The 22,415-nt window shown below is 28.7% G+C and carries 20 protein-coding genes; 10 read left to right on the top strand and 10 right to left on the bottom strand.

The features are described 5' to 3' along the window. Positions 1-157 precede the first annotated feature (157 nt). Positions 158-1,894 (top strand): hypothetical protein, encoded by a 1,737-nt coding sequence (locus R4I97_RS00355; protein ID WP_335783181.1) that lies wholly within the window; start codon positions 158-160, stop codon positions 1,892-1,894. 566 nt (positions 1,895-2,460) lie between these two features. On the opposite strand, the gene R4I97_RS00350 is transcribed toward R4I97_RS00355, so the two are convergent. The 4 genes from R4I97_RS00350 to R4I97_RS00335 form a co-directional block, all read right to left on the bottom strand. Further along, on the bottom strand, positions 2,461-2,676 hold the full coding sequence (locus R4I97_RS00350) for a hypothetical protein (protein WP_014932694.1): 216 nt from the start codon (positions 2,674-2,676) through the stop codon (positions 2,461-2,463). 95 nt (positions 2,677-2,771) lie between these two features. Continuing rightward, entirely contained in the window at positions 2,772-2,975 is a 204-nt protein-coding gene (gene rpmE / locus R4I97_RS00345; protein WP_013244860.1) for a 50S ribosomal protein L31, read from the bottom strand. Between the two features lie 87 nt (positions 2,976-3,062). Then, complete coding sequence (locus R4I97_RS00340) at positions 3,063-3,398, bottom strand: rhodanese-like domain-containing protein (RefSeq protein WP_335783180.1); 336 nt, start codon at positions 3,396-3,398, stop codon at positions 3,063-3,065. 92 nt (positions 3,399-3,490) lie between these two features. Further along, on the bottom strand, positions 3,491-4,831 hold the full coding sequence (locus tag R4I97_RS00335) for a hypothetical protein (protein WP_335783179.1): 1,341 nt from the start codon (positions 4,829-4,831) through the stop codon (positions 3,491-3,493). A 105-nt stretch (positions 4,832-4,936) separates the two neighbouring features. Between R4I97_RS00335 and der the strand changes: the two genes are divergently transcribed. Next, positions 4,937-6,400 (top strand): ribosome biogenesis GTPase Der, encoded by a 1,464-nt coding sequence (gene der, locus R4I97_RS00330; protein WP_335783178.1) that lies wholly within the window; start codon positions 4,937-4,939, stop codon positions 6,398-6,400. Further along, complete coding sequence (gene plsY / locus R4I97_RS00325; RefSeq protein ID WP_335783177.1) at positions 6,390-7,037, top strand: glycerol-3-phosphate 1-O-acyltransferase PlsY; 648 nt, start codon at positions 6,390-6,392, stop codon at positions 7,035-7,037. The genes der and plsY overlap by 11 nt, the downstream gene beginning before the upstream one ends. A 142-nt stretch (positions 7,038-7,179) precedes the next feature. Here the strand turns inward: plsY and greA are convergent, their stop codons facing one another. Together greA and R4I97_RS00315 are read right to left on the bottom strand one after the other, a co-directional pair. Beyond that, positions 7,180-7,644, bottom strand: a complete 465-nt coding sequence (gene greA, locus R4I97_RS00320; protein ID WP_335783176.1) for a transcription elongation factor GreA — start codon at positions 7,642-7,644, stop codon at positions 7,180-7,182. An 87-nt stretch (positions 7,645-7,731) separates the two neighbouring features. Next, entirely contained in the window at positions 7,732-8,166 is a 435-nt protein-coding gene (locus tag R4I97_RS00315; RefSeq protein WP_335783175.1) for a hypothetical protein, read from the bottom strand. Between the two features lie 202 nt (positions 8,167-8,368). Here R4I97_RS00315 and rpmF point away from each other — a divergent pair, with 202 nt between their 5' ends. From rpmF to R4I97_RS00280, 7 genes are all read left to right on the top strand, one after another. Beyond that, positions 8,369-8,563: a 50S ribosomal protein L32 gene (rpmF, locus tag R4I97_RS00310; protein WP_147732075.1), complete on the top strand. Its 195-nt coding sequence runs from the start codon at positions 8,369-8,371 to the stop codon at positions 8,561-8,563. Positions 8,564-8,581: 18 nt separating this feature from the next. After that, on the top strand, positions 8,582-9,601 hold the full coding sequence (gene plsX / locus R4I97_RS00305; RefSeq protein WP_335783174.1) for a phosphate acyltransferase PlsX: 1,020 nt from the start codon (positions 8,582-8,584) through the stop codon (positions 9,599-9,601). A 14-nt stretch (positions 9,602-9,615) separates the two neighbouring features. Next, on the top strand, positions 9,616-10,470 hold the full coding sequence (locus tag R4I97_RS00300) for a 3-oxoacyl-ACP synthase III family protein (protein WP_335783173.1): 855 nt from the start codon (positions 9,616-9,618) through the stop codon (positions 10,468-10,470). 47 nt (positions 10,471-10,517) lie between these two features. Continuing rightward, positions 10,518-11,825, top strand: coding sequence for an electron transport complex subunit RsxC (gene rsxC / locus R4I97_RS00295; protein WP_335783172.1), 1,308 nt, complete (start codon positions 10,518-10,520; stop codon positions 11,823-11,825). Positions 11,826-11,829: 4 nt separating this feature from the next. Next, positions 11,830-12,921 carry an RnfABCDGE type electron transport complex subunit D gene (locus R4I97_RS00290; protein WP_335783171.1) on the top strand — a complete coding sequence of 364 codons (1,092 nt, stop codon included), beginning with the start codon at positions 11,830-11,832 and terminating at the stop codon, positions 12,919-12,921. Next, positions 12,918-13,490 carry an FMN-binding protein gene (locus tag R4I97_RS00285; protein WP_335783170.1) on the top strand — a complete coding sequence of 191 codons (573 nt, stop codon included), beginning with the start codon at positions 12,918-12,920 and terminating at the stop codon, positions 13,488-13,490. The genes R4I97_RS00290 and R4I97_RS00285 overlap by 4 nt, the downstream gene beginning before the upstream one ends. 359 nt (positions 13,491-13,849) lie before the next feature. Then, complete coding sequence (locus R4I97_RS00280; RefSeq protein WP_335783169.1) at positions 13,850-14,392, top strand: hypothetical protein; 543 nt, start codon at positions 13,850-13,852, stop codon at positions 14,390-14,392. Here the strand turns inward: R4I97_RS00280 and R4I97_RS00275 are convergent. From R4I97_RS00275 to tyrS, 4 genes are all read right to left on the bottom strand, one after another. After that, positions 14,386-16,785: an ankyrin repeat domain-containing protein gene (locus R4I97_RS00275; protein ID WP_335783168.1), complete on the bottom strand. Its 2,400-nt coding sequence runs from the start codon at positions 16,783-16,785 to the stop codon at positions 14,386-14,388. The genes R4I97_RS00280 and R4I97_RS00275 overlap by 7 nt on opposite strands. Before the next feature lie 87 nt (positions 16,786-16,872). Then, positions 16,873-18,228 (bottom strand): ankyrin repeat domain-containing protein, encoded by a 1,356-nt coding sequence (locus R4I97_RS00270; RefSeq protein WP_335783167.1) that lies wholly within the window; start codon positions 18,226-18,228, stop codon positions 16,873-16,875. A gap of 16 nt (positions 18,229-18,244) precedes the next feature. Beyond that, positions 18,245-21,157, bottom strand: a complete 2,913-nt coding sequence (locus tag R4I97_RS00265; RefSeq protein ID WP_335783166.1) for an LPS-assembly protein LptD — start codon at positions 21,155-21,157, stop codon at positions 18,245-18,247. 31 nt (positions 21,158-21,188) lie between these two features. Next, positions 21,189-22,385: a tyrosine--tRNA ligase gene (gene tyrS, locus R4I97_RS00260; protein WP_335783165.1), complete on the bottom strand. Its 1,197-nt coding sequence runs from the start codon at positions 22,383-22,385 to the stop codon at positions 21,189-21,191. Positions 22,386-22,415 lie beyond the last annotated feature (30 nt).

The raw sequence follows: 22,415 nt of genomic DNA, 5'->3' as shown, positions 1-22,415 counted from the left end.
ATTACTTCTAAACAAAGAAAATTATAAAATTAGCTTGAAAAATTATATTTGTAATGTAGAATATGTTTGATTTGTTGCTGATAATTTTATATGGTTTTAATAATAATGCTTTGCTGTTAAAAAAATTATAAAAAATATATTTGCGGTTTGTTTTATTATGAAAAAGAAATTTAATAAAAGATTATGTTTAATAGTTGCTTTATTAATTGTTGTAATAATGTTAATTGTATCTTGTAAAAAGATTAATATATTATCTCCAACCTATATACCGCCTGAAACAGATTTTAGATTGCCAGAAGAGACAATACCTGGTCATGTTGATGTAACCCCAGTGCCTGCTAAAGACGGCGAAGTATTCGGAAGTTTTAGTAAGAAGTTTAAATATCAAGGCAAATGGTATATATTAGCTGACTATATGTATAACTATGACCCTAAAAGCAAAACATTAAATCAAATAGATAAAAATATAATTCTTCAAATAGATGATAATGGCAATATAAATATTTATGCTAAAGATGTTAATTATGATACTTTTAGCAGACTAAAATATAATATATCAGTAATAGAAAATGATAAAATTATATCTGAACCTTATACATACGGAAGTTTCTCTATGTCAGATATTTCTGTGGATTATGAGTATGTTATTGATTCTATAGTGTATGACAACAGATATTATACATCATCAGATTTACTTAATTGGCAGACAAACGGTTCTGCTGCTAATATACGTTATAAAATGCCTACACCAAACCCAAATAATCCAAATGAAAGTTTTCAGGGAGGATATGGAATGGATGTAGCTCGTTTTTTTCAATTTAAAGATTATATATATTTAATGGGATTAAGAGAAACTTTTTTGGAGCAGAATCCTTCAGGAACAAGACCTGTTAATGCAGGCTCGTATACAGTAAGCAAAGATTATTATTACAGAATACATAAAAGCAAAGATACTTCTGTAGGAGCTAATTGGGAGAAAATAGATAATACTCCTTGGGGTGCTAGAAGCGGTGAGTATAATAATATCTATAATTTTGACATTGCGATTGATAAGGATAAAATATATTTTGGAAGAGGATGTAGATGTTATTATGAACATAATCCTTCTATTAATAAATGGACTCCAAGAGAAGAAAGATTTATCGATGATAAAAGGATATGGTCAAGTACAGATGGAGTACATTGGACTTTAGAGCCTAATTCAGATGCTTATAAAAATGCTGAAAAGATTGATCTTCTTAATAATCCTTTTAAAGGATTAGATAGATATTTACAAAACAGAGTAGAAACCCCTGAAGAACCAAATTGGGTAAAACTAGATAATGGTATATATTATAAATCAGATAATACATATTCATCTTGGGAAATTGACGGAAAAGAATATTATTATCCTACAATACCTTATGCAGAAATAGATGCAGCATATAAGAGAGGCGAAGAATATTTTACTGTTTCAGAAACTCATTTGAAAGGAGCAGGTAAGAATCAATTTTTTGCAGCAAGAGAAAAACCTAATGAAGCTGACAGCTGGAAGCTTATTACTCCAATAGATTATACAGATAATTTAATGGTATGGCAGAGCGGCGGTGAGAAAGTATTGCTTAATATTAATAATAAAGTAATACAGCTTGTAGATTATTATCAAATATATCTTATGCTTAAAAGCCCTCCTATTCAATCATATACTCCTTTGCTTAATTATTTTAGAGAATGGGCAAAGAAGTACAGAGAAGGTTATTATGATTCTTTCCAAGGTGGTTTTATTATTAGTATACCTGATGCTATGTATAATGATGCTAGAGCTGATATGGTGGAGGCTTATATGAAAAATTACAAAGAATATATTATGCCTGATGATGCTATTACACATTATACTGTGGAGTTTAAATATTAAATGGCTTGCCAATAGCTAAAGTGCAAATATTTCAGTTTTATATATAATAAAATATAAAGTAATACCATATGTTTTTAGCTATATTTTATAAAATGCAGTCTTTTTGGTTCTTTGTGTCAACAAAAGAACTGGGGGTGCGGGGGCTAGTCCCCGCAAATAAAAAACTTTTAATAAACTTAAAAATTTTTAGTATACACTTAAACAACTATATTTTACAATTTATGTTTTTGTTTTATTCAACTTTTTCCCGCCTTCGCACCATACCTAAAGATACTTCCTACGGTCGCAGGCACTTCCTTCGGTCGTCCTGAAGGACTCCCTTCGGTCGCTGTGCGGACTTCGTCAAAGTTGCAAAAAATGCAAGTATTCAAATTTTATATCTAAAAAATATATATAATGATACTATATGTTTTTGGCTATACTTCATAAAAATGCAGCCTTTTTGCTTCTTTGTGGTAATACCACAGGCACTTCCTGCGGTCGCAAAAGAAGTGGGGTGCTACCCTAAGGGCACGCTTCACAGGGTGCAAAGCCCTGCAAATAACTTAATTTCTTTTTTAATAGATTTATTGCTTTTCTATAGATTCAAAATAACAAGCCATGAAGTCGCCTTCGCCGTTTTCAAAATCAGCTACCATAGAAGAAACTTTCTTATTAAGTTCTTTTATCATTTTGTATGCTAATTCATTTGCTTTAGCTTCTGTTATGTTAGGGTTGGTTTTTAATATTTGAGATATTACTTTATTGATATTTACTCTTTTGTAAACGCCGTCGCTGTCCATAAACCGCCTTTATCAATAAATAAAGTCTACAAAGTATATAATGCAGATATAATACTTTATAGACTTAAATATTTTTTATATTTATTGATTAAATATTATTTTTTTAAGCCATAACGTTTTTTGAATTTATCAACTCTACCAGCAGTATCCAATATTTTTTGTTTACCAGTAAAGAAAGGGTGACAATTATGACAAATGTCAACGTGTAAAGTTTTTTGAACTGAATGTATTTTGAAATTAGCACCGCATGCACAATTTACATCAGTTTCATAGTATTCTGGATGTATATTTTTTTTCATTGATTTATCTCCAAAAAATTAAATTATTCTAAACTATCTAAATTATTATATTATAAGTTAAAGTTTATTGCAATAGTGTAAATTAAATTATTTACTATTTTCTAAAGCAATAGATAGCTCTATATATCCAGCATTTATAAGGTTATTTAAATGCTTAAATCCTTTTTTTAGCATATATTGCGATACCGCAGAAGAACGTCCGCCGCTTGCACAGTATAATAAATATTCTTTGTCTCTGTCTAAGTTTTCTATAGTCTCTATAATTTGACGGTCATTAGGGTCTAAAAGCATGCTTCCTTCTATAAAGCCTGTAGCCTTTACCTCATAAGGGCCTCTAATATCCAATAGTTTTAAATCTTTATTTGTTTTTATTAGTTCAACAGCTTTTTCTATATTTACATTATTAACACTATTATTGTCCATTATATATCATCCTTTTAATCATCATTTTATTTATTATAACATATAATACAAATTTTAGCTTAGTTATATACAAAAAGTTATATTCGGTATAATCAATTTTTATTTATATAATCATTTATTTGTTTGTTCATTTCTATGCTATACGGTTTTTCATATTTATCTATATATCTTTTTATTGTTAAAGACATAGCAAGGGAATTTAATATAAAAAATATTAGCAAAGTATATAAAATATTTTTTTTATTAATAATAATATCTTTATATTTTATTATAAAAAGCAGAATATAAGAATAGCTTATAGAAAATATTCCATACAGATAATGAAATGAACCAGAACTAGGCGGTGCTATCATAAAAAGTAATGTTGATACTATCATAGATAATAATAGTATTAAAAACATATCTTTTAGAGCTAATTCTTTATTATTTAATATAAGTTTTTTCTTTAAGCTTTTGAATATAATATAAAAACTTCCAATTAAACAAATCGCTGAGAATATTAGACTCAATAATAAAAATATAAATCCAAAAATAAGCGGAGGGTTTGAAAACCAAAAATCAATTATATTATCCAATTTTTTTATAAAAAGAGCAGACATTTCATTAGTAGGGAATAATATGAATGCTTGATATTTAGGAAAAGCTATATAGTTTATTGCACTTTTTTCCATTAATATAGAGTATGTGTTATAGAAATTATTTTTTATTTCGTATATTAAATATGGTAAATATAATAAAAATGATACAAATACTCCGATAGCTAAATATGGCAGATATTTAAATGTTTTTTTATATTTTATTATCAAATATATAATTATTGTAGGAACAATAGAAAAGAAAACAGAAAAATGTGCCTGAGCCATTATTGCTAAAACTGGAAATATAAATATAGCAGATAGTTTTGTTTTTAATTCATTATCAGCGCATATATACTCAAATAAAAATATAAAAAATATAAAACTAAATATAAGAGTTAAATTAGGATTCCAAAAGTTGGTTAATGCTCTAATAATATATCCATTACATAATACAAGTACAGACATGAAAGATGTCATTATTAAGCCAAATCTTTTAAAGAACCAAAATAAAAATATTAATATAATAGATAAGCTAAATATATAGTTGATAACTTTTGCGAAATAAAGATTTTCATTAGCTATTTTATAAAATAGAGTATATGTAATATAGTATATTCCTCCGGGCACTCTTGGTATTGTAAATTCATCTTTATATACATCGCCTGGTTTTAATCTTGTACCAGTATATGGAATTATTTGTTTTTCATACCATCTATGCATATCATAAAAATGATGAAAATCATCTACTGTATATCTATATGGGAGTATAGACAATGATGTATTTATATTTATTATAATAGATAATATTATAATAAATATGGCAATAATATTTAATTTTTTATTTAATTTTATCATTTTATTTATTTTATATTTGATAAATAATAAAGTCAATAAAATATAATAGCAATATATTATATTTTATGTTATTATAAAAAGAGCATAATGTTTAAGGTTAAATAAATGAAAAATATTGCTATACTTGGCAGACCAAATGTTGGTAAGTCCACACTTTTTAACAGATTTGCAGGAAGAAGAAAATCAATAGTTGATCCTACAGCAGGAGTTACAAGAGATATTAGCATAGCAAAGACTTATATTGATGATATAGCTTTTAATGTGTTTGACACAGGCGGACTTTTAGACACGAGTGAAGATAGTTTAAATGAAAAGGTTCGAGAGAAGGCATTAAAAACTGCTACAGATGAGGCTCATTTGCTTTTGTTTGTTGTAGATGCTCATCAAACTCACCCAGATGACAGGCATTTTATTAATACTATAAGAAAATTAAATAAACCTATTATTCTCGTTGTAAATAAAGTAGATTCTGATTCTCATAACAATCTAATTAATGAGTTTTATTCTCTTGGCATAAAGGATATTATTGCTATAAGTGCCGAGCATAATAATGGCATTGATGATTTGAGAGAAAAAATTCTTGAAGTTTTTGAGAGGGTAGGTATTGATTTAGAAGCAGAGAGAGAGAATAGTAAAAAAGAAGAAGAAAATAAAAAAGAAGATAATGTTTTAGATGATGATGAATTGTTTGAAGAAGATGATGAAGAGTATGATGAAGATAAAGATAACAAAAAACAGCGCAGACTCGATGAATATATAGCAAAAAAGAAAATTATAAATATAGCTATAGTAGGAAAGCCTAATGCGGGTAAATCTACTTTATTAAATACATTAATTGGGAAAGATAGAAGCATTGTTTCAAATATTGCAGGTACAACAAGAGATTCTATAGATGAAACATTCAACTTTAAGGGTGATGATATTTGTCTTGTAGATACTGCTGGTATAAGAAAAAAGAAGAATGTTAATACAGATGTTGAATATTATAGTGTAAATAGGGCTATAAAAGCAATAGAAGCTTCTGATGTATGCATACTAATGCTTGATGTCTTTGAAGGTTTAACAGACCAAGATAAAACTATAGCAAACCTCATAATAGAGAGAAGAAAGGGAATAATAATAGCAGCTAATAAATGGGATATAAGAGAGAAAGGAACCACTTGGAATGATTATGAAGCTTATATGAAGTCTGCTTTTCCTGTGCTTAATTATGCTTTTTATGCGAGGGTTTGTGCTACGAGAAAAAATGATGCTGAGAAGCTTTTATCTTTAGCCATCAGGGTGGCAAAGACAAGACTTCAAAGATTTGAAACACATGCACTTACTGAAACTATGGTGAGAGCTACAAGAGAATATTCTATATCAGCAGGAGGAAGTCCATTTAAGATTTTCTATGTTACTCAAACAGGAGTTAATCCGCCTGCTTTTGCTGTATTTTGTAATCATCCGCATAAATTAAACTCTCATTATAAAAGATATTTAGAAAATAAATTTAGAGAGATGTTCGATTTTAGAGGAACGCCTATTCTGCTTAATTTTAGAAAGAGGGGAAAGAAATATGATAATTAAAGTTTTAATAAGTATAGTTGTGTCATATATAATTGGTGCTATACCATTTTCATTTATAATAGGAAAGATTAATGGTCATGATGTGAGAAAAGAGGGCAGCTGCAACCCAGGGGCAAGCAATGTGCTTAGAGTATGCGGTAAAAAGGCTGGTATTGCTGCTTATATTTGCGATATAGGCAAGGGAATGATTGCTGTTATAGTGCCTGCTTTCATTCTTTCTGATATAATTTTAACTCATAGCTATATTTTAATTTTTTGTGCTGTAGCTTCTATACTTGGGCATGTATTTTCTGTATTTTTAGGTTTTAAAGGCGGTAAAGGTGTAGCTACAAGTGCTGGTTCTATGTTTATGCTTGCTCCTATTAGTTTGCTTATTACTATGATATTTTTCTTTATAGGTTTATTTGCTTCAAGAAAAACTGTTGCTATTGGCTCTACTGTTGGTGCTTTAGCTTTTCCTATTGTATTAAGCTTTTTATATTTTAAGGCTAATTTTTTATATAGAATATTTTTTAATGTTAACTATGTGGCTTTACTTCCAATAACTATACTTCTTGCAATATTTATTATAATAAAACATATACCAAACTATAAAAGAATGCTTAGAGGTGAGGAAAATAGTTTTTCGAAGAAATGATTATATATTTAAACTTTTACATATAAAATATTTGTTTAGTTAAAAAAGTATAATTGTTTTTATATTACAAAAATAATTAAAAAGGCTTGAGTATAATAATATTTATATTCAAGCCTTTATTAAAATATTCAAAAATTATTTATTATAGACTAATTTCTAATATTTCTAATACCTTATCACCAGCAGGCACTTTTATAGTAACAACATCCCCAACTTTTTTTGTAAGAAGTCCTCTTGCAATAGGTGTAACTATAGTAATCTCATTTTTAGACATATCTGCTTCTAATTCCCCTACAATTCTATACTCAAAAACTGCATTAGAGTTTTTATCTTTAACTTTTACTCTTTTTCCAAAAGTTACAATGTCTTTATTCATCTTTGAAGGATCAACTATTTCACATACTGCCAAATCGCTTTCTAATTTAGAGATTTGTGCTTGAAGAAGACCTTGTTTTTCTCTTGCGGCATGATATTCTGCATTTTCTTTCAAGTCTCCTTTTTCTCTTGCTTCAGCTATTATAGCAGGCAAAGTATCAAACTCTGCTTTTAATTCTGATAGCTTTTCTTTTACTTTGTCATATCCTTCTTTAGTTATAGGTTTTCCCATATTAATATATCCTCTCACAGACTTATTGTATATAAAAGTTTATTATATAATAATTTTTAATATTTACAACTATAGAAACAATAATTATTATGAATTAGTGGCGCCTTTGATTAATTTATAAAACCAAGTATCTTCCGAATTATTTAAAGGAAGAGTATATTTTGTGCCGTCATCATCTGTAAAAATAATGCTTTTTTTTGAGTAATTAATGTTCATATTATAATTATCTAAATTTAGGTTTTGGATAGAGTTTGTGTTGTTGATATCTTTTATATATTGTGCTTCAGTGATATTTGTTATCTTCTGATTTCCTTTTTTGTTTATTATAGTTCCGCTTATGTATGTAATATTATTAAAACTGTTTGTGTTATCTCTTTTTACAAGTATAAAATTTAAAGTTTCATTAGTAATTTCATTGCCATTAGCATCTTCATTAAACATAAGTATGCTTACTTTATCGCTTACATATAAATTGCATCCTATAAGCGAAAAGAGCGTAAATAATAAAATAAACTTTTTCATAAACCATATCCTAAAAATAATATAAATATATTCTATAATTTTTATAAATATAATCAAGCTGATAAAATAATCAATTATTTTAAATATAAACATAATAATAAGAAGTAAGTAAATAAAACTTGACAAAAATTAGACATAATAGTAAAATAGGATTTAATTATTATAAATTTGAGTATTATATATAACTTTTAAGGAGAAAGAAATGGCTGTACCTAAGCATAGAAAATCGAAATCGAAAAAAAGATCAAGACAAGCTGCTAATGATAAAAGATTTTTAGGTTCTTTATCAATCTGCCCTCAATGCGGAGCAGAAAGAATGCCGCACAGAATTTGTCCTGAATGCGGATTTTATAAAGATAGAGTAGTAAAAGCTAATAAAAATCAAAATGCTGGTTAATAAATAATAGGATTATCAATGAATTTATCCATAGATGTTGCTAGCGGAGAAAAACCTCTAGACGAATTAGTAAATGGTGCAATTGAAGCATTGTCTTTAAATAAAGATGTGAATTTGATATTAGTTGGTAATGAAAAAGATATCGTTAAATCTTTATCATCATTAAAATATGATAAGAATCGTGTAGATATACAACATAGTGATTCTATCATAGAAATGACAGAAACTCCAGCTATTGCAGTAAAACATAAAAAAAATGCTTCTGTATTAGTAGCAGCACGTTTGGTGTCAGATAAAAAATCGGAAGGTTTCTTTTCTCCAGGTAACACTGGAGCCACATTAGCTGCCGCACTTACAGAAATAGGCCGTTTAAAAGGTGTAATGCGTCCCCCTTTAGTATCTACACTTCCTAAAATAGGCGGTGAGTTTTGTATGATGGATATGGGGGCAAATGTAGATTGCAGCCCAGATTATATGGCTCAATTCGCTGTTATGGGAAGAGTATTCGCTAAAAGATACATGAACATAAATAATCCAAGAGTTGCTCTTTTAAATATAGGTGAAGAAGATAGTAAAGGAAATGCTGCTGTAAAAAAACATTTTGAAAGATTAGAAAAAATGAAGAAAGTAAATTTTGTAGGTAATGTTGAACCTAACAGCATGCTTAAATCGGATATTGCTGATGTTGTACTTGCTGACGGCTTTGATGGTAATATAGTATTAAAAAGTATAGAAGGAAGTGCTAGCTTAATAGTAAATCTCTTAAAAAAAGAAATAAAAAAGAACCCTCTTAATATGATGGGTGCTGTTATGATGAAATCTGTATTTAAAAATTTAAAGACGCAAATGAGTGCCGATTCTTATGGTTCTGCTATATTGCTTGGATTAAACGGCGGAGCTTTTGTTGGGCATGGCACTACTGGTAAAGACGGTGTTAAAAATGCTGTGCTTAATATGTATAAATTTTTAGATGCAAAAATCAATGAAAAAATATCTAAAGAACTTTTAGATTCTGGTGTGAAAAGAAGAATTTTTTAAAAGGATTTTTATATATGGTATATATTAAATCTTGTAAAGCTATTTATAAGAATAAACAAACATCTATGCCCGCATCTGAATTAGCTATGGAATCTATTAAAGATACTATAAAAAATATAGACCCATTATCTATAGATGCTATTATTTGTGCAACTGTTACTAAAGATTATGTTTATCCTTCTACTGCTTGTATATTAGCAGGTAAAATTGAGGCAAAAAATGCTTTTTGTTTTGACATAGAAAGTGATTTTACTGGTTTTATATCAGCTTTAAGACTTGCCTATGCCTTTATAAAAAGCAATAGATATAAAAACATATTAGTAGTAGCAACTGAATCTTTTTATATTTGTGATGATACTAATAGATTTGATGACGCTTCTGTTGCTGCTATAGTTTCCAATGAAAAATCTAATATTGAGATAAATTTTATAGATTCTGTTACAGATGGAAATGCTTTGGAAAATTGTTACATCCCTATGGGCGGAACTGCTAAACCATACACCAAAGAAGGTGTCAACAATAAAGAACATTTTATATCTATAAAAAATAATACTATATTTGAAGAAGAAGCAAAAAAAGCTGCGCTCTATATAAAAGAAATCTTATCTAAAAATAATATAGAACCTACTTACTATATACCTTCATATTCTAACAAAAATGCTTTTGATGCTTTTGTTAATACTTTGAATGTCTCTAAAGATATTGTTTATTCAAAAATGGAGAATGCTAACTCTTCATTAAGTGCTTCATCTGGAGTTGCTCTTTCTATGGCTTTAGAGGACGGAAGTATAAAGAAAAACACTAAGTTGGCTTTATGTAGTTATGGAAGCGGTTACACGAGAGCAGTTGCTGTATTAAATATTGATTAAATATCAATTTATTATAAATAAAATGTTAAAAATTAAGGACATATATTATGAAGTTAGGTAAATTTCGTTTTGGGGGTGTGCATCCTCATGATAGCAAAGATACTGCTCAAATAGCTTCTTCTACTATGACCCAAGCTCCAAAATCAGTTCTAATATCTATGGCACAGCATATAGGTGCACCTGCTAAAATGTTAAAAAATAAAGGGGATAAAGTTCAAAGAGGAGAAATGATTGGCGAAGCTAGCGGATATGTATCTGGAAATGTGTTTTCTTCTGTTAGCGGTACTATTGCTAATATAGAAATTGCTCCGCCGCCTTTGGGAAGGGGAGCCAATGCTTTTCTTATTAATTTAGATGCAGAAGCTAATAATATCGATTTTACTCTAAATAATAATTATATGACTTTATCTGCAGAAGAGATGTCTAAGAAAATTCAAAATGCCGGTATAGTTGGTATGGGAGGGGCTACTTTCCCTACTAATGTTAAAGTTGATGGTGCTGCAAAGGGTAATTGTGATACTTTAATTATTAACGGTGTTGAATGTGAACCTTATATCACTAGCGATTATAGACTTATGATGGAACATACTGAAGATTTGTTCAAAGGTATAGAAATCTTAAGAAAAATCATTCCTTCTGTAAAAAGAACTGTTATTGGTATAGAGGCTAATAAACCTTTGGCTATTGAAGAGATGGGAAAAGTCGCTAAAAACTACAATGTTGAAGTAATGCCTTTAAGACTTCGTTATCCTCAGGGTGCTGAAAAAATGCTTATTGATGCTACTACTGGCAGAGTTGTACCTGTGGGTAAGCTTCCTATGGACGTTAATGTTTTAGTTGTAAATGTGGCTACTTTATATGCTATATATGAAGCTGTTGCTAAAGATAAACCATTAATAGAGAGAATTGTTACTGTATCTGGCGATGCTATTAAAGAACATAAAAACATTTGGGTTCCGCTTGGTACTCCGATTTCACATATAGTTAATGAGTGCGGCGGACTTATTTCTGAAGATGTACTTGTTATAGCAGGCGGTCCTATGATGGGAGCGAGTGTGCCTAATTTGGAACAATGTGTTAATAAAGGTACTAACTCTTTACTTTTCTTAGATAAAAATAAATTGCCTAAGGAAGTTGAATATCCTTGTATTAAATGCGGAAGATGTGCTAATGCATGCCCTCTTCATCTTTCTCCTACTGAGATAGCTCATACAGCTAAGTCTAAAGTTAAAGATAAATTAAATTCTTTGGATATAGCTACTTGTTTTGAATGCGGATGTTGTTCTTATATATGTCCTTCCAAAATACCTTTGGTACAATGGATTAGATATGGTAAAGATTTGTTAAGGAGATAAGATAATGAAGTTATACACTGAATCTTCTCCTCATATAAAAGATGGAGATACTACACAAAAAATTATGCTAAGAGTAATTATTGCTCTTTTACCTGCTATTATATATAGCGTAGTATTATTCGGTAATAGAGTAATTATATTATATCTTGCTTCTATTATTACTTGTGTTTTATGTAATATAATTGTTAGAAAGATGAGAAAACAGCCTGTACTTCCTGATTATGCTTCAGTGGTTACGGCTTTGCTTTTAGTAATGACTTTACCTCCTAGTACCACTATTACAATGGTTGTTATTGGAGGAGTTGTTGCTATTGTTTTTGCTAAGGAAGTTTTTGGAGGTTTAGGTTCTAACATATTTAACCCTGCTTTGGTGGGAAGAGCTTTTTTACAGGTTGCTTTCCCTGCTCAAATGAGTGCTTATACTCCTCCTATTAGGGTTCCTTTTTTAGATTTATTTATTACAGATTGGCATAGAACTATGAATGCCGTTACAGGCGGTACTCAGTCAGTTGATATGATGACTGCTCTATCACAGGCTACTCCTTTAACTTTTATGAAGTTTACTTATAATAATAGTATTAGTACTTCTTTAATAGAACAAATTCAATTTGAAGCTCACTATTATATTCAAATGCTTTTAGGAAGCACTGGCGGAGCTATAGGTGAGACTTCTGTTATACTTCTTACAATAGGCGGAATATTCTTAATTGCTACTAAAACTATAGATTGGAGAATACCTTTAGGAATGTTTATCTCTCTATTTACAGTAAGTTTAGTACTTTGTCTTGCTATGCCTGGAAAATTTGCTTCTCCTATATATCAAGTATTTGCTGGCGGATTTGTTTTAGGTGCTTTCTTTATGGCTACTGATATGGTTACTTGCCCTTCTAGTCATTTGGGTGCTTGGATATATGCTCTTTTAATAGGTGCTGTACTTGCAATACTTAGAGCTTTTGGTTCTTCTCCGGAATATACTATGTATTCTATATTAATAGGAAATATGTTTATGCCTTTAATAGCTATGTATACTCGTCCTAAACCTTTTGGTAAGAAAGAGGCTATAAATATAGAAAAACAACAAGGAGCAAAGCAATGAAAAAAGAAGTTACTTATAAAGCTGTAATATCTGTTACATTAACTGCTCTAATTGCTGGATTTTTATTATCATTCGTTTATTCTTCTTTTGAAAAAGATATTTTAGCTAACAATGAAAAAACTGTATTAAATGGGGTTAAGGCTGTTATACCTAATGCTGATAATATAGAAGGTCCTATTAGTGAGAATGCTACATATCCATATTATATTGGTAAAAAGGCGGATGGTTCTGTGGCAGGTTATGCTATACTTTCTTCTGCCGGCGGATATAATGGTCAAAATAAAGTATTAGTTGGTTTTAGTGATGATGCTACTATAATTACTGGAATAGTTGTTACTGAGCAGGCTGAAACTCCTGGACTTGGTGCTAAAATTGTAGAGCCTAACTTTAGAAATCAATTTACTAATAAAAGTTCTATTGTCCCTCTTACTGTTGTAAAAGGTATAAAACCAGAAGAGGCACTTGATGCTCAAATAGCAGCTATTAGCGGAGCTACTATATCAAGCACTTCTGTTGTAACAGCTGTTAATAGTGCTAATGAACAGGCTGTTAATCTATTCTTGCAATAAAATATAGTTTTTAATAAATTTAAAAGAGCTTCATTGTTATGAGGCTCTTTTTTATATATATTAAAATGATTATATAGTATATATTAGACTTGTTTCAAAAGTACTTAATAAAATTGGTTACTTATTTTCAGCATAATTTTAGGCATAAAATAATGTTTTATATGTTGTGTAATTATTAATTTCAATGTATAAAATTGCAGTCTTTTTGGTTCTTTGTGCCAACAAAAGAACTGGGGTGCGGGGCAAAGCCCTGCAAATAATTAAATAAATAAAGTTAAAATTTTCAGTACATAATAAATATTAATAATTAAAATATATCTGTATATTGACTAAAAAAATATATATCTTATATTATTTATATGAGTAATTTAATTAAATCTTTAACATTAATTATTGTATTAATATTGGCATTAAGCTGTAACAATTCATACAAACCAAATAATAATAATAATAATAACACAACTAAAAGCATGTATCTAAAAGTGAGAGTAAATGGAGAGTCTAATAACGAGGCTTTCTTAAAATATGGTAATATGTATGCTAAAGATATAGATTTTAGTATAAATAATAAAACTTATAGTTATACTGCTGATTTTAATAATGGTTATTATCTTTGTACAGATACAACAGGAAATTATATAGATACTAAAAAATATATATTTGATAATGAGATAAAATTTGATTATAACTCAAGTGATACACAAAAAACATTAAACGGATATATATGGATTGGCAACAGTTCACATTTATTTTTTAGAAATAATATAGCTATAAAAATACCTCTAAATACATTTGATGAAACAAAGCATACAAATACAGCTTTAGTTACTATAACACTATATCCAGATAATAGCTCATACACTTACACATTTGATGGGTTTGAAGCAATAAATAATTATTGATTGCCGTATTTAGCACCGCCTTTTATTAAGTAATCTACCGTGTTAGTATATCCTCTTTCGTTTGCTAAATCTAATGGAGTTTTTCCTTCATTATTTTTTGTATTTATACTTAAAAATGTATTATATAAATAAAAACTTATAGCGTTATTATTACCGTAGCTTGCTGCAATATGAAGCACACCGTCCCCATTAGAGTTTTTAAAATTATATATAGTAGGATATTTTTGAAGTATTTTATTTAAAAGAGCATAATCTCCAAAAGCAGAAGCATAAAATATTCCATTATATCCTTTTGAATCTTCAAGATATATATCAGCATTATTATCCATAAGCATAGAAACTATATTGATATTTCCTTTAAATATAGCATATTCTAAAGGAGTTGTTTTATCAAAGACTAATTCTCCGCTAAAATTAATGCCTTTTTTAGAATAATAATTAGTATAATTGTCTAATGTTTTATTTATATCAATTTTATTTGTGTAGCTCAAAAGTATATTAAGAGCATTAGTTTTATCATAATGAATAGCATAAAGCAGCGGAGTAAAGCCTTCGGAGTTTCTTGTATTAAGATCAACTATATTAGATATAGCATTATGTATTAGAGCTGCATCATCTTTATAAATAGCATCAAAAAGAACTTTGTTTTCTAATTGAGTTGAATATTCATTCCTTTCTTCTTCTTTTTTATAGTAAGAAGCATCATCATCTGGCATATTGTCATATAAAAAATCTTCTACGATATTGTTAACATTATTTGCTTGAATTGAATTTATATTATTAAATGAATTTGTGTTATAAATATTAGTTTCACCAAAATTACCCATTATGCTTTCTATACTATCTCCATATAATAAATCTGAAGCAGTTTTGCCGTCATAATTTTTTATAGTATAATCAGCCCCCTTTAATAATAAAAATCTATAAGTATTGCTGTTGTTATTTTTTACAGCCAAATGCAAAGGGGTATCTCCGTTAATATTTTGTATGTTTATATTAATAGGTGTTCTATTCATGAGAGCAATTAAAGCATTAGTGTTGCCAATTGATGATGCATTATGCAAAGGAGTATTGCCATATATATCTACAACTCTATAAGAATTACTGCTATAATTTAAAATTGTATCAATAACTTCTGCACTTGAAAACCTTGCAGCATACATTAAAGCATTGTCTCCTAAACTGTCTTTTCTGCTTATATCAGCACCATATCTTAAAAGAGTGTTTATTATATTAGTGTTATTTTTAAATATAGCATACTGTAAAGGACTTACATCACCCAAATATACATTGCCTCTAAACTCTGCTCTATTTTCATCAAAATAAACTTCATCAGCAGGTATATAAGAAGTTTCTATATTTATAATATTAGTATTATTTTTTCTATAACTTAAAAGTTCATTAACCATATCATGTTTATCAAGATGTATAGCATAAGTGAGAGGAGTTTCATAAGCCATAATGATAGAGTTCATATTAAAGTTCGAATACATCATTATATCTCTTAATGCATTAGTATCTGAAGTTTGAATAACTCTTGCTATAAACATATTTTCATTATAAGTGTTTGTATTATTATCTTCTTTGTTTTCTAAGTCAATAGCAGAACTTCCGCCTGATAATATATATTCTGGAGTTACTCCATAATTATCACCTATATCTTTATTAGCACCAAGTTTAATAAGAAGGTTATATGCATCCTTTTTTGCATAGTAAGCGGCATAATATAAAGCAGTGCATCCATTTGAATCTCTGTCATTAATATTCATATCAACATTTTTAATTAAGAAATTAATAGTATTTAAATTATTAAAAGCAGCAGCATAATGAAGTCCATTAAGATTGCCGTTAGGAGTTTTGTCATTAACTAATGTTTTATCTTTTTGAAGAAGCATTCTTATAATATTACCGTCTCCAAAACCGCATGCATATAAAAATACAGAGTTCCCCTCATTATCTTTAGCTCTAACATTAGCCCCCTTGTCTATAAGCTGTTTAACTATCCTTGAATTGTTTTTAAATATAGCAAACATTAAAGGAGTAGCCCCGCCTATATTAACACTCTCTCCTTCATATTTATTTATATCAGGATAAGCAGCAAAATCATCATGAAGTCTATATTCAATATTAACATCACTATATTCAAGAAGCACCCTCAAAGCTCTTTCATTATTGCATTCAATAGCGTATAAAAGCGGAGTTAATCCCATTTCATTTGTAGCAGAAAAATCTACCCTATATTTTAAAATCTCTCTTAAATCTCTTTCATTTTTCTTTTCTTTTATAGCCAAAAATAATTCGTTTTCTTTTTGATTTATAGCGTATATATTTAAAGAAAAAATATAAAATATAGCTAATACAATGATTAAACTTCTTTTTATTAAACAAATCATTAAATAAAACCTCTCGAGATTAGTTAATATTATAAACATTTATAATATTATATAGTAATAAATAATTATAACAATATATTATGATAACTAATTATTAAAGAATATGTCATCAGGTTTTAAGCCTTCATTATTAGCAATGTTTCTGTCGGCACCAAGCTCTATAAGTAAATTATACGCCTCTGCCTTGTTGTTAGCAGCAGCATAATAAAGAGCAGTCCATCCGTCATTGTCTTTAGCATTAATATCAACATGAAGCCTTTTCACTAAATAACTAATTACTTTAATATTATCATAAACTACAGCCATCTGTAAAGCAGTTACATTTTTTTTAGTCTTACTATTAACTAAACTTTTATTTTTATTAACTAAACTGCTCAATATACGAACATTTCCAAAAGCAGCCGCATACAAAAAACTATTCCACCCCTCTTCATCAGAAGTGTTAATATTAGCATTTTTTTTAATAAGCCTGTTTACTATTCTGCTGTCGCCATTGCTTTTAAATATTGCATAAAGTAAAGGAGTGGCCCCACCTATATAAACAGCCTCTCTGCTAAAATTATCCAATGCAGTATAATATCCGTTTGGAAGGGTTGCTTCTAAATTAATATTCTCACAGTCAAGCAAAATATCAACAGCTTTTATGTTTTTATTTCTTATAGCAAAATGTAAAGCACTTAGCCCATATCCGTCTTCAGCATTAATATTAGCACCATTTTCTATACTATTTTTTAATTTTTTTATATCATTATCCCTTATAGCCTCGAACAATTCCCTATCAATATCACTTAATTCATTATACTTCATCATCACAAGCTCTCTAAGCCTCGTTGAAGGATACATACCATTATTGTCTGTAATCTGAGTATTAGCCCCCAATTTTATAAGAAGCCTATATGATTCAATGCTTTGAGAATTGGCAGCATGATAAAGGGGAGTCCATCCGTCAATGTCTCGAGAATTAATATCAATATTAAAATTAGTGTATATATATTCTATAACATCATAGTTATTATGACTGCTTGCTATATGAAGTATATTAACTCTAAACTCTGTTTCACTATTAATTAAACTTGGAGCTTTTTCTGCTATCAATTTTAAAGTATCTATATCAGAAAAAGCAGCAGCATACATAATGCTATTATAATTTTTATCATCTCTATCTTTTAAATATGATGTATCTATATTATCTATAAATAATTTAATAATATCTTTTTTATCATTATAAATAGCATAAAGTAAAGGAGTAGCACCTTCCAAATTGTTTTCATAATCTTTAGGAAGCCTTGATTTTAAGCTTGATTCATCATTTTCTACTATGTATTTTATATAGTTAATATCATTATTTTCTATGGCTGTAAATATCTTATTTATATAAGAGTCATCAGCATGCAAATTAGAAAGTATTATAATAATAAATAAAATAAATATTTTTTTAATCATTTTGTATACCCGCAAATTAATAAGTAGTAGTTTGATTATCTCTCAAGTCTGTAATAGTAGAATTGAGGTCATATTCTCTTCTAGGGAGTCCAGCATTAGGGAAATCAGTAAGAGTAAATTCAATCCAAAACTCTTTATTCCAGTAAGAACCTTTAACAGAGCCGCTTGCAATATCTGAAGGAAGTGCTGAAGGAGATATAGAAAAAGTAGCTCTCAATTGCCAACCATCTAATTCATGCCATACACTGGTATTTATAGAACTTAATTTAAATAAACTATCTATCCTCTTTTGAGAATCTCTAAAATTAAAAGAATCAACAATATCCCAGAAAGGATTAACCCAAGTTTCATTTTCTTTTTCAGCATAAGATTTTATATATCTATAAGCTCTGTCATTTCTGCTTGTTGTAGAAAAACTAAAAGTAAATTGTTCTAATATTTTTAATTCAAAACCAAGTGAGAATGCTGCAGAATTATATTTATAATTAATAAAATCATGTTTATAGGTTATATCAAAGAAAAATCTAAAATCATTTTTATAACCATCAAAAAATTTCTTTTTACCATTTCTTACCAATATCCAATCGGTTAGATTATTAATAGGAATAGGTACATGAATGAGAGTGTTTATAGCATTTTGAGTAAAGTTTGTACCGAGTAGGTTTTTAGATAAATCATAGGATATATAAGAAGAGTCGTAATATAATCTGGTGGAACCTCCTACTTCTGTTGTTAAGAATCTATTGGTGTTATGTATAAGCTCATAATTTTTAGTTTGTGCATTATATGTTGGTATAAGGTCGTAACCTGTTCTAATAGTACCTCTAATATCCCAATTTAAGTTAGGTATAAAAAATATACTGTATCCAGTGCCTCCTACGTTTAAACTTGTATTTATGCTATGACTGCTAAAATCTCCGCTTTGATTTTCATTAGTATATGCAGCATCTTTTTGTTTAAATCTATAACCAATACTATATGATGTATCCCAACTTACGGAAGGAGAGAAATAGTTATCAAGTTTATACGGCAATATTGAGTTAGGTAAGAATACAGAGAGGTTCATAGTACTAGCCAAACCTAAGTATGTATTATCTCTGTCATAAATTAAATCTTCTGATTTAGGATTAATACTTTTTTGATAAGCATAGTTAATATTAAAATTAGGAGTAAATCTCATAAATAAATTAGTAAAACTTCTTGATAATCCGCCATTTAACTGTAAATTATTTCTTTCGGCTAATTTTTCATTTAATTGGTTATTGAGGTTAGGGTTATTATAAAATGCTATACCTTCAGAAGTTTTGTAATCTATTGTGTGAGAATAATTCATGCTGATATTATAATTAATATTAACATCAGGAAAATAATAAGAAGTTTCATCTCCAAAAACGGAACTATAGCTTGCCGATAATGAAGGTAAAACCAATCTGCTTGGTTTAGGCATATAATAATCAAAATTTGTGTTGTAATTTACAGATAAATTTCTTACAGCAGTGAGATTCCATTCAGCTCCAGCTCTTAAACTAACACCATATATAGTGCTATTAATATATACAGAGTTTTCTATATAGCTTTCTGGATATGAATCTCCTATATCACTTAAATCACCAGTGATAGCAGTAAATAATGATAATATATCTAAAGCTCCTCTTTGATTATAAAAGTCTGATTTAAAATATAAATCGCTGTTTAAATTTAATTTGCCAGTAAGATAAGCATTAATATTTTCGCCGCTATATAATTGTATTGTATGATCATATTGAAATTTATATCTAGGAACAAATTTTCCTACTTGTCCACCAGTAAAATAGTTAACATATCTTGTACCAAAACCAATACTGGAAGATATGTAAGAATCAAGCAAATAATATTGTCTTCCTAAAGCAAACATAGCATCTAAAGATAAATTATGGTATTGACTAGTATATCGAATTTCATCTCCAATAAGAAATCCTAATTTTTGATAAGCATCAAACCTTATTCTATGATCAACCCCATACAAATTAAAAGTCTTACTATTTTGCATATAAACACCTTCTCTCAAACTCTGCCCAAAAGTGCTTATAATACCAGTTCCGACATTATTCTGAATAAAAAGCGGAAAATAAAATACTGGCTGCCTTCCAACTCTATATATGCTATTAAAAATAAGTACCTTTTTTGTATCCCATAAATAAACTCTTGAAGCTAAGAAGTCATGCGCTACAGGGGTAAGCCTAGAAAAACTTACACTACTATCATTAGCAAAAAAATCAGGGTCGTTGAATTTTATTATATTACCTTGAACTGTAAAGCTCTGGAATTTAGTGTTGCCATTATATAAAATGCCCTTTTTATCATCTTTATTAAGCATAAACCATTCGCCATTTAGAACACTATCTCCAGATTCAACCTTTAAATTACCAGAAGCAAATACTTCTCCTGTTTTCAAACTATAAACAACCCTATCGGCACTCATGATGTTGTTATATATTTTAAGCTGTACGTTGCCATATAGGGCTATTAATTCTTCTCCTGCTTCATCTATTTTATATCTTTCAACATAATCAGCACTTTTAAAATCTATCTGTCCGCCGCCTGTATTAATACTAGTACGTGCTACATTTTTTATATTATCTTCACCACTAACTCTTATAACATCTATATTAACTTGTCTTTTTATAATCCTCGCTCTTAAAGTAGACTCTGTATCATAAGGATAAATTTCTATACCATAATTTCTAGCATATTCAGTTAATACATAGTATGGAGTAAAATTAACTATATTAATAAAAGAAACAGGATTCCTTTTAGCATCGAATTGATTTATTTGCATTAATGCATTTTCATTTGTCCTTGTAATATTATTATTATTATTATTATTATCTTGTGCATATAAGTATGCATCAAATATTATTAAAGATAATAGTAATATCAAGACTCGCATTATTGCCTCTTAAAAATCACATCTATCTTTTTTAAGAAAATTTTATTTTAAAGAAATTACGTTTTCCTATTTTTAGTATGCCCTCTTTATTTATATTAGAGTTTATATCCGTAATCTTTTCATTATCTAAAGTAACACTTCCTTGAGAAATTAATCTTTTTAAATTAGACTTACTTTCATTTTTTATACATATAGATAAAATATTTAAAACATTATCATCTTTACTTACAATAACTTCTTCTATTTCATCAGGCACACCCTTAGAGCTAAATATTCTCTTAAATTCTTCTTCAGCATTATTAGCATCATCTTCTGTATGATATAATTTTACTATTTCTTTAGCAAGAATAGATTTGATATTTCTTGGATTTTCACCTTCTTCCATAGCCTTTTTATAATTTCTTATATCATTCATAGGTATATCTGTAACTAATTCCATATATTTAAGAATTAGATCATCAGGTATACTCATAGCCTTACCATACATATCTTTAGGGCTGTCATAAACACCTATATAATTTCCTAAAGATTTACTCATCTTCTCAACCCCATCTAAACCTTCAAGCAAAGGTACAGTTAAAACCGCCTGCGGAGATAATCCATATTCTTTCATTAAAGTTCTTCCCACAAGCAAATTAAACTTCTGGTCATTACCTCCAAGTTCAACATCGCATTCTAAAGAAACAGAATCATACCCCTGAGCTAATGGATATAAAAACTCCATTATGCTTATAGGCTGACCATTTTTATATCTTTTAGAAAAATCATCTCTCTCTATCATTTGTGCTACAGTATATCTTGAAGTAAGACCAAGCACATCGGCAAAACTCATTTTACCAAGCCATTTAGAATTAAATTCAACTATAGTTTTTTCGGGGTCTAAAATTTTAAAAACTTGCTGTTTATAAGTTTCAGCATTTCTTAAAACATCTTCTTCACTTAATCTTGGACGAGTTTTTGTCTTACCAGATGGGTCTCCTATTCTTCCTGTAAAATCTCCTATAAGAAATATTACTTTATGTCCAAGTAATTGAAAATGTCTCATCTTTCTTAAAAGTACAGTATGTCCTAAATGTATATCTGGAGCTGTTGGGTCAAAACCTGCTTTTACTGTTAATTTTTTTCCGCTTTTTAGTTTTTCTTTTATCTCTTCCAAGCCTATTATTTCGCTGGCTCCTCTTGAAATTAATTCTATAGATTCTTCTAAACTGTATTGTTTCTCTTCCATATTTGTATTAGCCCTTATAAAATTTAAAAT

This window comes from Brachyspira pilosicoli (assembly GCF_036997485.1).
Classification (GTDB): domain Bacteria; phylum Spirochaetota; class Brachyspiria; order Brachyspirales; family Brachyspiraceae; genus Brachyspira; species Brachyspira pilosicoli_C.
The sequence above is the reverse complement of the archived record's forward strand: the minus strand, read 5'-3'. Positions and strand labels throughout refer to the sequence as shown.

Bases quoted from the DNA above. Each gene is read 5' to 3' on its own strand.
- R4I97_RS00355 (WP_335783181.1), top strand. From the start codon at position 158: ATGAAAAAGAAATTTAATAAAAGATTATGTTTAATAGTTGCTTTATTA.
- R4I97_RS00350 (WP_014932694.1), bottom strand. From the start codon at position 2,676: ATGGACAGCGACGGCGTTTACAAAAGAGTAAATATCAATAAAGTAATA.
- rpmE (WP_013244860.1), bottom strand. From the start codon at position 2,975: ATGAAAAAAAATATACATCCAGAATACTATGAAACTGATGTAAATTGT.
- R4I97_RS00340 (WP_335783180.1), bottom strand. From the start codon at position 3,398: ATGGACAATAATAGTGTTAATAATGTAAATATAGAAAAAGCTGTTGAA.
- R4I97_RS00335 (WP_335783179.1), bottom strand. From the start codon at position 4,831: ATGATAAAATTAAATAAAAAATTAAATATTATTGCCATATTTATTATA.
- der (WP_335783178.1), top strand. From the start codon at position 4,937: ATGAAAAATATTGCTATACTTGGCAGACCAAATGTTGGTAAGTCCACA.
- plsY (WP_335783177.1), top strand. From the start codon at position 6,390: ATGATAATTAAAGTTTTAATAAGTATAGTTGTGTCATATATAATTGGT.
- greA (WP_335783176.1), bottom strand. From the start codon at position 7,644: ATGGGAAAACCTATAACTAAAGAAGGATATGACAAAGTAAAAGAAAAG.
- R4I97_RS00315 (WP_335783175.1), bottom strand. From the start codon at position 8,166: ATGAAAAAGTTTATTTTATTATTTACGCTCTTTTCGCTTATAGGATGC.
- rpmF (WP_147732075.1), top strand. From the start codon at position 8,369: ATGGCTGTACCTAAGCATAGAAAATCGAAATCGAAAAAAAGATCAAGA.
- plsX (WP_335783174.1), top strand. From the start codon at position 8,582: ATGAATTTATCCATAGATGTTGCTAGCGGAGAAAAACCTCTAGACGAA.
- R4I97_RS00300 (WP_335783173.1), top strand. From the start codon at position 9,616: ATGGTATATATTAAATCTTGTAAAGCTATTTATAAGAATAAACAAACA.
- rsxC (WP_335783172.1), top strand. From the start codon at position 10,518: ATGAAGTTAGGTAAATTTCGTTTTGGGGGTGTGCATCCTCATGATAGC.
- R4I97_RS00290 (WP_335783171.1), top strand. From the start codon at position 11,830: ATGAAGTTATACACTGAATCTTCTCCTCATATAAAAGATGGAGATACT.
- R4I97_RS00285 (WP_335783170.1), top strand. From the start codon at position 12,918: ATGAAAAAAGAAGTTACTTATAAAGCTGTAATATCTGTTACATTAACT.
- R4I97_RS00280 (WP_335783169.1), top strand. From the start codon at position 13,850: ATGAGTAATTTAATTAAATCTTTAACATTAATTATTGTATTAATATTG.
- R4I97_RS00275 (WP_335783168.1), bottom strand. From the start codon at position 16,785: ATGATTTGTTTAATAAAAAGAAGTTTAATCATTGTATTAGCTATATTT.
- R4I97_RS00270 (WP_335783167.1), bottom strand. From the start codon at position 18,228: ATGATTAAAAAAATATTTATTTTATTTATTATTATAATACTTTCTAAT.
- R4I97_RS00265 (WP_335783166.1), bottom strand. From the start codon at position 21,157: ATGCGAGTCTTGATATTACTATTATCTTTAATAATATTTGATGCATAC.
- tyrS (WP_335783165.1), bottom strand. From the start codon at position 22,385: ATGGAAGAGAAACAATACAGTTTAGAAGAATCTATAGAATTAATTTCA.